Source organism: Bacillus sp. ISL-46, assembly GCF_018613205.1.
In genome coordinates this window covers 1-10,618 of sequence record NZ_JAGGQR010000101.1, presented here as the reverse complement: position 1 = coordinate 10,618, position 10,618 = coordinate 1, and the positions used below count along the sequence as shown (strand labels likewise).

Below are 10,618 nucleotides of genomic sequence, written 5' to 3'. Positions count from 1 at the left end.
ATTCAACTCAAGCATCATGATTTACACCACCCCTTCGGGTAGGCTTTCGACAGCTTAACCTGTTACGGTAAATTCTTACGCCTTTTCACCGGGCTTATAACACTATCATTCTTACTAAATCCAGTGCTATTCGACTTAGAGAGAACCCTTCAGGGCGTTACCCCCTCATTTGATTCTTCGATATAATCCTTCATTTCCGACAGGAACTGTCTAGCCTTACCTGAGTATTGTGACCAATCTCAATTTAAGCCAGAAACATTTCGCACAACTAACCTGCCCCGTTAGTTTAAGAAGGTTTCGAAATAAAAAAAAGGAGAATTACTTCTCCTCACATTATTGCTTTGTACATACCACTGTTTTCTTATTCTTTTTTCCTCTCGATGTTTTGTGATACATTCCGCATTCATTACAAATTGCATACTTAGCACCGTCAATTTTGATCTTAATTCCCATTTTTGTAGCCTCCTATGATGTAATTTTATATAAACCCTCATTTTAGACAGCGTTACCTACTTGCTTTAATACGTCCAAAATAAGAGGGGATACCTGAATTAAGACGTAACCTAAACCAGCGTTTTGAATCATCTGCCATCCTTTATCTGCTCTATCGAACATGAACTGGAACATGAGCCTACAATGATTACTGAAGCAATAGGTAATGAAAGGGCTACTAATATATCGACAACAGGATCAAGGACGTGGGCTAAAGTACTGAGTGTAGCCTCTGACATCCATTCCTTTGCACCAACAGTTACAGCTATAGGAGCAGTCACAGTAACCGCATTGGTTGACGTTGTAGCCGCTAATGCTGTCAATGCAAATCCTAATGTTCCAACAGAACCACAAGTTACTAAAGGAAGAATTGCTGCTATTGCTATTTTGGTAGTTTTACTGATAAATTTTTGTTTTTTCTCCATTTGCTTTACCTTATATTCACCATTCATAAATTCACCAAATTTGATTGTCTTTGCTTAGTATTGCGGATTGTACCTAGTCGATGGATTTTATTTAATTGATCTCTGTCAAGATAATCTAGTTTTCTCAAGCTTAAAAGTATTTGTTCCTGTCTTTTGCTTAGGGGTTTCATGAACCCGACCTCCCTTGTCAATTATGAAAGGTTGTATTAGGCTACTTATGTCCTTATTATCAATTAAAGGAGTTTGAATGATTGATTGACTTACATTCTTGTATATAGCCCTTCCTTGAACCTCTGGTAAATTCTCAGCCCCACCTTTATCTAACACTGCCATTGAAGCTGTTGCACTATCTAATACGAAACATAAACGAGCAGGAACATTTCTTTTTATTTGCATACTAATTGCTTGTGCAGAAGGATATTGGGTTGCATAGATGACATAGTAACCTGCCCCTCTTCCTTTTCGTACAATATCTGTTAATATCTCCATACAATCTTTATCGTCTGCTAAGTCCGCAGCTTCATCTATAACTATAAAGTGTCGTTTGCTTATTCCTGCTTCTGACACATCTTCAAAACCATCATTCACAATTTTTTTATAATCCTCTTTCATTTTCTCTTGTACATCTTCAAGAATTGACAATGCTTCGTCATTATTCACTCCAAAATTAACTACCTGACTAGCATTCTTGAACCTTCCGAAAGCTGATCCACCCTTTAAATCAATTAGTGAAAAGGAAACATCATTTGGCTTAGAAAGGATTAGAGAAGTGATAATACATTTCATAATGACCGATTTACCAAATTCAGTTGCACCAGCTACAATCAGATGTTTTCTTTTGTCAAAGTCGTGATAAATGGCTTCAGTACGATTAAATCCAATTAATACTGACCAAGTATTTTCTTTAATAAAATCCTTTGTCCAGGGAATTTTTTTTGATAAAGGTTCGTTGTACACTCTAACCTTTAATAATCCGTCAAATAAGATCTCTATTTCTTTGTTATCAGTGAGTTTTTTCGTGTAGAGTCCTTTTATATTACTAATGATATTTCGGTCTAATTTCAATGATTTGAGGTCTTTAAATTGAATCTTAACTTTACGTGCATTAATACCTGCTTCAATAGTTTTTTGTTTAGACAAGTAATCTTCAAAACTTCTACCTAATGGGATTCGGTAACGGTATTCTGTTCCCCATTCATAATTTTTCTTTTTAAGTTGTTGAGCAGTTAAAGTTTGATTGCCATCCTTCACATTCAGTCCGCTCAGAGAAAAAATCTTGTTAATTTTTTTTGAATCGTTCCCTGCTCCACTTTTTGATTGATAAGCCTTCAAAGAAATTGCTGTCATTAAAATTGTTGAAGCTACTTCAAAGATCATACTTAATTCCTCCTTCTTTCAACGCCACCTCATTGTACTTACGTAAGTAAGTAGTTGCATCCATCTGGAAGTTAAAAATAGGGTATAAACTATTGATATTATTGAATCTGGAATATTCCTTGGAAGTATTCTAAGGTGGAAATTGATCTGGTTTAATAAAAGGTATGGGAGATGGATTGTCCAATATTCCTATCTATCACAAAATTACTTGTATTTTTATGTAAGTATTTTTATTAAAGGGATTTGAGTGAAAATTATCGAATTATACCTTGAGGTGTTTTTAATGCTTGTAAGCAAAATTGGGGATATTATTAAAAAATCAAAATATAAACGGGAATTTATTATGAAGGAACTAAGAGTATCCGCTAACACTTTGTCTAATTGGAGTACTGGAAAGAGTATTCCATCACTTGAAAAGGCTTTTCAATTAGCGGAATTATTAGAGGTTAAAGTGGATGATCTATATGAGCGAAAAAAAGCCCCCTACTCAACCGAGTAAGGGGCTTCGTTGTTGTGGCGTGAAAACGGGTATTAAATCTAATGTTTCCGGATAATCAAAATTATTATTTTTCCACAATAATATTTTCATCAGACTTATTTAGTTTTTTTGATTGTATATATTCCACTATATGGAAGGAACCTAATGAAGATACCAAATTGCCCGTAGCAGGTTTGAATCAAGTGAAGAAGGACTGATTTTTGGATGGAAATAGAAAAAATAAGTAATGGTCAATTATTTACGTTCATCTTTTTGTTTGAAATGGGTACCGCAATTGTAGTTCCAGTCGGATTGGTATCACAAAAGACAGTATGGCTATCGATAATTCTTGCTTCTTTAGGGGGAATGCTTCTTTATCTTCTTTATCATTATCTTTCTTTGGAGTTTCCAGATCTTGTGTTAAGCGGATATGCCCAGAAGATTCTTGGTAAATATATTGGTGGTTTTGTCTCTTTTATATATATTATTTTTTTCATTTATTTATGTTCCAGAGACTTAAGGGAAACAAGCAGCTTATTAATCTCGAGTGTCTATAGTGAGACTCCGTTATTAGTAATCGCTTCCTTATTAATCATTGTGGTAATTTATGCATTGAATAAAGGTATTGAGGTTTTAGCAAGAACTGCTGAGCTTTACTTTTTTGTTATAATTTTTTTTGGCTTTTTCTTTTCTCTTTTATAATATTATCCGGAAGAATTAAAGTGGAAAATCTATTACCACTTCTAGAAGAAGGATGGAAACCCGTTATAAAAAATGCCTATCCAAATATATTCATGTTTCCATTCGGTGAGATGATTTGCTTTGCAACGATTTTCCCGAATTTAAATAATCTTAAATCTGGAAGAAAGACAGGAATTTCTGCATTAACTTTAAGCACAATCGTTTTAGCTTTTACTCATGCCCTTGAGATTTCTGTACTTGGGGAAACTCGTTACGGTCGGACTCCTTTTCCTTTGTTATTGACTATTCAAAAAGTTGAAATAGGAAATTTCATTCAGAGGCTTGATATACTTGCTGTATTAGCTTTGATTATTTGCGTCTTTTTCAAGATATCTATCTATTGTATAGCTATAGTAATTATGGTATCTGACTTATTTAAAGTGAAAAATAAAAAAAAATTGGTATTGCCTATCGGATTTTTGATCCTTTTAAGTTCTATTATTATCGCCAGTAATTTATCCGAGCATATCAAAGAAGGAGAATTGGCTATTAAGATTCTCTTACCTCTCATTGCTGTAGTATTTCCTTTGTTGCTTTTTGTGGTCCATTTAGTTCGCAAAAAATTTGGTGGTCATCTTTCCAATATGAGCTCTGAAAATAAAAAATAAATACAGCCTCTCTCGAGTAAGAAGGGCTAATATTTTTACGCTTTTTCTTTTGTATAATGCCACCCTTTAGCTTTCAAGAACTTCTCCAACTCGGCTAATCCTTGCGATCCTTCATAGTACCATCCAGTTATGACGTTTACTTTTTGTTTTGCAGGTTCTTTTTTTGGTGCTGGTTTAGGTTTTGGTTCAGTCCATTTTCCGAATGTATCTGTACCATATCCCTTATAGTTGAATTGTAAATGTGGTTTATCAACGAACGACTTCCAGTTCCTACCCCATTCAAAACCCAAACGTTTAGCTTCAGCAATAGCCTTCTTGACTTCAGGCTTATCATAACCATCCCAATCAGGTTGACCTTTGACAACAGGAACAAAATCCAATGCCTGACCTACAAGATGATATGATCTCATAGTTTGTGAAGCACCTTTACGGACGTTTTCCTCTTGCTGAGCCTTAGTACGAATAGTCTCATAGATTAAGATATCAATCTTATTTTCAACTAAATAATCATGCCATTTTAAAGCAGCAATTTTTGTATGATCTGCTAATTTTTCAATATTACTTAAATTACGTTTATCATAAATCATTTCTAGTCAGCCCCTTTTTTCCTTTTTGTCCCTATTTTGTCCTTATCGAAATATTTAGTTAGAATTTTCATGTCAATTCCAATACGACTGAAGTTTTCAATAATACTCATAGCTTCATAAGCCACAATCATTCCAGCACCCAATTTGATAATCAATCCATTTGCACCTACATAAGCCTCAACAAAAACTAAGAAAGCAAGTGCTACAAACTCACCTACTTTTCTAATCATTCCAACATAGTTGATTGAACTATTCAGTTTTCTTTCAATTGCTGCCGCTAATAAACCAGTAACTACATCAAAAAGAATGAACCCTAAAGCTACATACCATACATTTCCAACTATTTGTGTAATATCAAAATGCATAAATAACACCTCTTTTCCATGTTGCATAATTCCACCCCCTCTGTTAACCTAATAGAAGTGGTACAAACCACAAAAAAGGCTACCTATCTCTCAACAGTGGGTAGCCTTTTTCTATTTATTTCCAATTAAAAAAAGAGAGCCATAAAGGACTCTCTGCACTGAAATACTCAGTCTAACCTACACTTCTATTGATTTTTACTCCCCCTGTAAATATAGTTGATACATTCCCCATTTGGTCAGTTAATTCGCATTCTTGAAAGTATGTAACCAACAAAGTTAATGTATCAGTAGGGACAATTTAATGGTAATTTCATTACCTGATAAGGTTATTCCATTATCCATTGTTTTTGAAACTTCATTAATTGTTGAATTTTCTTTTTTCTTAAGCCCCATTTAACAGTTGTTCCGTTTAAATCTAAAGTTGAACCATCGTCTTTTGTTACATTGACAATTAAATTTTTACTATCACCTGCAAACATGGAGAAATTTTGATTTATCGCTGTCATTGAATCACACCCTTTATAATAACGTTTAAGGATTGTTTACCTTCTAAATTTAAGTTTAGAGACTGTTTAGCAACTAAGTGGACATTTAATTCTTGATTACCTTTGAACCTTATAGAATCTATAATCTAATGGTCAAATAAAACTTGCTTTGTATCAAACAAGATGAAATTATCAGAATATGTCCTTATGTTTGTATTAAATCCAGTGACAGTATCAGCATAGATTACGAGTGGTGTGTCAGTTTGAAATTGACTATCTTGATAGATAGCTTGTTTTAAATCGGTTTGAAATTCACCATCACAATACAACACCTGTTTACTGTCAAATGTTTTTGATTGATCACCATATAATATAAACTTCATATCAAATGGAATCGAACCAACAACTCCCTCACTGAAAAATTCTTGCAAGGTATCAAATGGACTAAATGAATCTTGATATATTGATTGTTTTGTATCAAGTAACGAATTAGCATTTGTATATAGATTTATCCTAGTATCAAATGGACTAGATGAATCAGTGTATAAACTTTGTTTTGTATCAAATGAGGAGTTAGATAATACATAAACTGATTGTTCAGTATCAAAGAAGGTTGATGAATTAGCAAATACAGTCACTTTCAAATCATTTGAAGTAGCAGAATCTTCATACAATTGAATATATACATCAAAAGGTGCTGGAAGAAGGGAACCACTTTCATAAATTTGTTGAAATGTATCAAAAGATAAAGAGGAGTCACTGAAAATGGTCTGTTTTGTATCTGCACCAACAGACGAGTCTGAATAGATAATCTGTTTTGTATCTGTACTAATAAGTGAATCTGAATAAATCATCTGTTTTGAATCTGCACTAATAAGTGAATTAAAATAGATAATCTGTTTTGTATCTAGGTTAATCATTGAGTCTTGGTATAACGACTGCTTTAAATCAAAGAGTGTTGACCCGTCCGTACCGACATAACCTAGTCCCACATTCATACTTTCAGCGAAGTTTTGAGATACTTCCGAACTGGAAAGTTGTTTATTATAAAAACGAACACTTGCGATTTTTCCTTTATGACAAATGGAAGAAGTTGTTGAATTTGTTCTTGCGCCTATCCGAATCGCTTGATTCCAAGTTTGTTTTGTCCCTGCGTCTGTGGCACTTCCAGCCGAAGCACCATTAATGTAAAATTGGACGCTGTTGGTTGCATACGTAAAAACTGCCGCTACATGATACCAAGTATTCGCTGTTGTGATAAGGGCTGATGATGGTTTAAGAGATGTTCCTAAAACATACTGCATGAAACTACTGTTCCTGTTCAGACGCAAAACGTGATTTCCATCTCCACCGACAATATGTGGATTATCTGTAGTTAACGCTGTTGAATCCAATGTAAACCATGATTCTATAGTAACGTCACCAGTTAACCCCATACTAGGTATAGCAACATAACTTGCTCCATCAAAAAACATACTATCTGATTGTAATGCAGCTCCAGGTATCGTCCCATTGTAACTACCCGTTGTAGCAGGAGCAATATTGTTCCAAGTTGAACCGCTTACTCCTTGAGCGTAATGCCAATAACCTACCAGTCCATCAGTAACAATCGCCATTTCCTACACCGCAAATTCACGAAAGTTTACATTTAATTTAATGTCTGTTTTATTTTGTACAACTTCCCCAGAGGGACTTACAATCTTTAACCAAAATGCTTTTCCTGTTAAATCTCCCGAACCTGCTGAACCAATATTAGCCATCGTTAAAGCTGCGCTTGCCGCTCCGTATGTTCCTGCTACTCCACTATTATCAGGAGCCAAATAGCACCATAAGGATTCATCACCACCTGTAGAATCAATCGGATCAATATTTATATTCTGATAATATTTTGTGTTGTCATTGTTAAACAAATATAATTTTTGTTCAAATGTAGTTCCAGTTGTAGCGTGTTGTGTGGTAATTGGATTTGTACCGTCTGTAGATACTACATCTGTAGAGATAGGAACTCTATGGCTTACATATCAAGAAAAAACCCTTATTTTGAGGATAGTAGAATATTTTATAAAAAAATCGGAGGAAGAAGAAGCTAGAAATATTTTAGGAGCCTTGTGGCAACATTTAAAATATTATATTTTACAGATGGAAAAAATATTTGATCAACAAGGAATTGCATATCCTAATGGATATAAAAAAGAAGATGTTAACTTAGAAGCTCCAAAGTTATTTGATAATGGATTTGATATTATGTTTGTGCGTATTTTAAAAGAAGTAAGTATGGGCATGTATACTATTAATAGGAATATGGCATACAATGATGATGTTATGCAAATTTACAAGGGACTTACAAGAGTTACTCATGATATTTATGAGTTGGCTACACTTTATTTACTGCAAAAAGGCATTTTGGCTCTACCTCCAAAAGTAACGATGCCAAAGACAACCGAATATATAAAAGACAAAAGCTACTTAAGAGGATTTGATCCCTTTAGTGACAAAAGGCCTTTAAATGATATTGAAATTGGTTTTCTTCATCATGCGATTGAAACTAACAATATTGGATTTCAGCTGATGACTGGTTTTGCACAGTGTGCACAAAACTATTTTGAAAACACTTATGAGCTTATTTTCATTTTTAATTACATCAATGATTAAAGCCACATTCTTAATTAATAGGTTGAACGATAGGTTTAATTCTTTATTAAGAATGCCTACTTTTGTATATTCTATGTATCTTTAAATGTATATTCTATGTATCTTATATATCAAATGAAATTCTTGTTTTATTGGGTTTTATTTATTTCCCAAATATGTACTAATAAACATCCAGTTCCAGTAGATGACACAACCAATTATTAATTCCTTGTAAAGAAACTTACCAAGTTATTCTATATATCTCCTACGTTGAATAACATAACTGTAAATAATTAATTCTTAGGAGGTATAAAAGACTCTATGGCAAATTTAAAGGATAAGTTTACTATTGAAGATATGAAAGAATTCGATGCAAGGCTTAATCGCATTTTCCATCAAGTTACACATCCAAATACAAGAACAACTGTAGGCGTTACTGAACTTCAATTGCTGGGTGTTATTGACTATTTATGTAGAACATCAGGTATGCTATGTGACATGATTGAACAACAATTAGAAGGACATATTGAAACCTATGATCCTCAAAGATATATAGATAGAAAATTATGGACTGCTGAAAACGGGATAAAAAACTTCTTAAAGGTTAAGAAAATTGATTTAGATTAATCTCTGAGAAGCCTTTAAAAGGGCTTCTTTTTTGATTTTCCATTTAGCTTATTCAGAGTTGATATACGTTGATTAAAGCCTTTTTAATGCCATTACACCTTGAAGAAAATTTCGCTATCCAGATAAATTCCTAATGATTGTGTGAACGTGTTAAGTTGTTTGAAATCATCTTCCCCACCTCCCCTCAAGGATTGTTAAATTTCATTCCAATTTTTCCTTTACAAAAAATCGAAATGGTTTGAAATTCAGATAACAAAAAGACAATGCATATTGACTCAGCATCGTCTTTTTTTGTTTTTTAGGAAATGTATGCCTTTTTTGAATAATGAGGGAATATTTTTGTGCTAGTATCTTCACAATAACAACTGATATTACTTTTGAATGTGTCATTATACGTATGGGAGTTTAACAAAGGGGTTTAGATATGGAAAAAGCAAGAATAAGTGGCTCCCAACTGTTTGTGCTTGTTACAATGTTTGAAATGGGTAGTGCTATTCTTTTTGGCCTAGGAGCGGGAGCAAAACAAGATGCTTGGATTGCGGTTTTACTAGGATTAATTGCTGGGCTATTGCTCTTCCTTGTGTACCACCGTCTGTTTATGTTTTATCCTGATATTCCTTTCACAAGTTATGTTCAAAAAATAACAGGAAATTGGATCGGACGTTTTATTGGTTTTTTATATATAGTCTATTTTATTTATCAAGCATCAAGGATATTGCGTGATTTTGGAGAGCTATTAGTCACCACAATATATACCAATACTCCTCTAATGGTCATCAATTGCTTGATGATACTTACGATTATCTATGCCACCCACAAGGGGTTTGAGGTAATAGCAAGAGTCGGAGAGCTATTTTTTGGTATAATATATTTCATTGCAATCATAGGTGTCGTTTTAATTGTCTTCTCTGATATAATCCACCTAGGTAATCTTCAACCGATGCTCGAAAACGGGTGGAAACCAGTGCTAAATACTGTGGTTATACAAACGATTAATTTTCCTTTTGGCGAAATGGTTGTATTTACAATGTTGCTCCCTTATTTAAATGATCAAAAAAAAGCGAGGAGAATTTGTTTAGGTGGGATGATACTAAGCGGAATAAATATTATCATCACTGTGGTTGTCAATATTGCTGCTTTAGGAGCGGATTTTATAAGTCGCACCCCCTTTCCGTTATTACGCACGATTAGTAAAATTCAAATAGCTGATTTTATTGAGAGACTAGATGCATTATTTATGCTTTACCTTGTGATTGGTGGATTTTTTAAAATAACACTCTACTTTTATGCAGCTGTTATAGGAACCGCAGATCTTTTTCAATTTAAATCACATCAAAGACTCAGTTTTCCTATTGGACTTATAGTCTTATTTGCATCAGTGACAGTTGCTTCAAATTATTCGGAACATTCAATAGAAGGGGGAAAAATAATTCCATGGTATTTACATTTCCCTCTCCAATTTATTATTCCGGTTACGCTACTGTGCATCGCTTACTTACGAAATTCTAGAAACACTTCTAAATGACCTTCAAAAAAGGCGAAGCCATCAAAGCATCGCCTTAATCGTTTCTAAGAGATAAATTATGTTTCTTTTCGTTGTCGAACTTAAACCAGTGTTACATGGTTGAACCTAAATTAAATCAATAACTTAAAGAAAGAAACATGACTCAAATGCAATTAACTGAATTAACTGGTACACTCAAGCATCCATCTCAAGATTTGACAGAAATAAGCAGCATATGGATGTTCACTTGGTTTTGATCAGTAAAGCATTGACTCTAAACCTACTCGCAAAACGTGGG

At 33.8% G+C, this 10,618-nt stretch carries 10 protein-coding genes and 2 pseudogenes; 5 read left to right on the top strand and 7 right to left on the bottom strand.

The window, feature by feature from the left end; all coding sequences use genetic code 11:
- Positions 1-581: 581 nt before the first annotated feature.
- Positions 582-944 carry a hypothetical protein gene (locus J7E67_RS29990; RefSeq protein WP_214718700.1) on the bottom strand — a complete coding sequence of 121 codons (363 nt, stop codon included), beginning with the start codon at positions 942-944 and terminating at the stop codon, positions 582-584.
- A 78-nt stretch (positions 945-1,022) separates the two neighbouring features.
- A complete protein-coding gene (locus J7E67_RS29985; protein WP_214718701.1) occupies positions 1,023-2,294 on the bottom strand; it encodes an FtsK/SpoIIIE domain-containing protein in 1,272 nt (423 codons plus the stop codon).
- A 283-nt stretch (positions 2,295-2,577) separates the two neighbouring features.
- On the opposite strand from J7E67_RS29985, the gene J7E67_RS29980 reads away from it, so the two are divergent.
- Together J7E67_RS29980 and J7E67_RS32495 are read left to right on the top strand one after the other, a co-directional pair.
- Positions 2,578-2,793 carry a helix-turn-helix transcriptional regulator gene (locus tag J7E67_RS29980; protein ID WP_214718702.1) on the top strand — a complete coding sequence of 72 codons (216 nt, stop codon included), beginning with the start codon at positions 2,578-2,580 and terminating at the stop codon, positions 2,791-2,793.
- A 204-nt stretch (positions 2,794-2,997) separates the two neighbouring features.
- Positions 2,998-4,121 (top strand): annotated as a pseudogene (locus J7E67_RS32495) (GerAB/ArcD/ProY family transporter).
- A 194-nt stretch (positions 4,122-4,315) separates the two neighbouring features.
- Here J7E67_RS32495 and J7E67_RS29970 read toward each other — a convergent pair.
- The 5 genes and pseudogenes from J7E67_RS29970 to J7E67_RS29950 all read right to left on the bottom strand — a co-directional run.
- Positions 4,316-4,708, bottom strand: a pseudogene (locus J7E67_RS29970) (M15 family metallopeptidase); the annotation flags it as partial.
- 2 nt (positions 4,709-4,710) lie between these two features.
- Positions 4,711-5,100: a phage holin family protein gene (locus tag J7E67_RS29965; protein ID WP_251027093.1), complete on the bottom strand. Its 390-nt coding sequence runs from the start codon at positions 5,098-5,100 to the stop codon at positions 4,711-4,713.
- A 299-nt stretch (positions 5,101-5,399) separates the two neighbouring features.
- Entirely contained in the window at positions 5,400-5,579 is a 180-nt protein-coding gene (locus J7E67_RS29960) for a hypothetical protein (protein ID WP_214718709.1), read from the bottom strand.
- 125 nt (positions 5,580-5,704) lie between these two features.
- Positions 5,705-7,174 (bottom strand): LamG domain-containing protein, encoded by a 1,470-nt coding sequence (locus J7E67_RS29955; RefSeq protein ID WP_214718711.1) that lies wholly within the window; start codon positions 7,172-7,174, stop codon positions 5,705-5,707.
- Between the two features lie 3 nt (positions 7,175-7,177).
- The gene (locus J7E67_RS29950; protein WP_214718713.1) at positions 7,178-7,468 is read right to left on the bottom strand and encodes a hypothetical protein; all 291 of its coding nucleotides are present in this window, start codon (positions 7,466-7,468) and stop codon (positions 7,178-7,180) included.
- Positions 7,469-7,511: 43 nt separating this feature from the next.
- Between J7E67_RS29950 and J7E67_RS29945 the strand changes: the two genes are divergently transcribed.
- The 3 genes from J7E67_RS29945 to J7E67_RS29935 all read left to right on the top strand — a co-directional run bounded on the left by J7E67_RS29945 (position 7,512) and on the right by J7E67_RS29935 (position 10,341).
- Entirely contained in the window at positions 7,512-8,210 is a 699-nt protein-coding gene (locus J7E67_RS29945; RefSeq protein WP_308160823.1) for a DUF3231 family protein, read from the top strand.
- Positions 8,211-8,510: 300 nt separating this feature from the next.
- Positions 8,511-8,816 carry a hypothetical protein gene (locus J7E67_RS29940; protein WP_214718715.1) on the top strand — a complete coding sequence of 102 codons (306 nt, stop codon included), beginning with the start codon at positions 8,511-8,513 and terminating at the stop codon, positions 8,814-8,816.
- 424 nt (positions 8,817-9,240) lie between these two features.
- A complete protein-coding gene (locus J7E67_RS29935; RefSeq protein WP_214718717.1) occupies positions 9,241-10,341 on the top strand; it encodes a GerAB/ArcD/ProY family transporter in 1,101 nt (366 codons plus the stop codon).
- Positions 10,342-10,618: the final 277 nt, after the last annotated feature.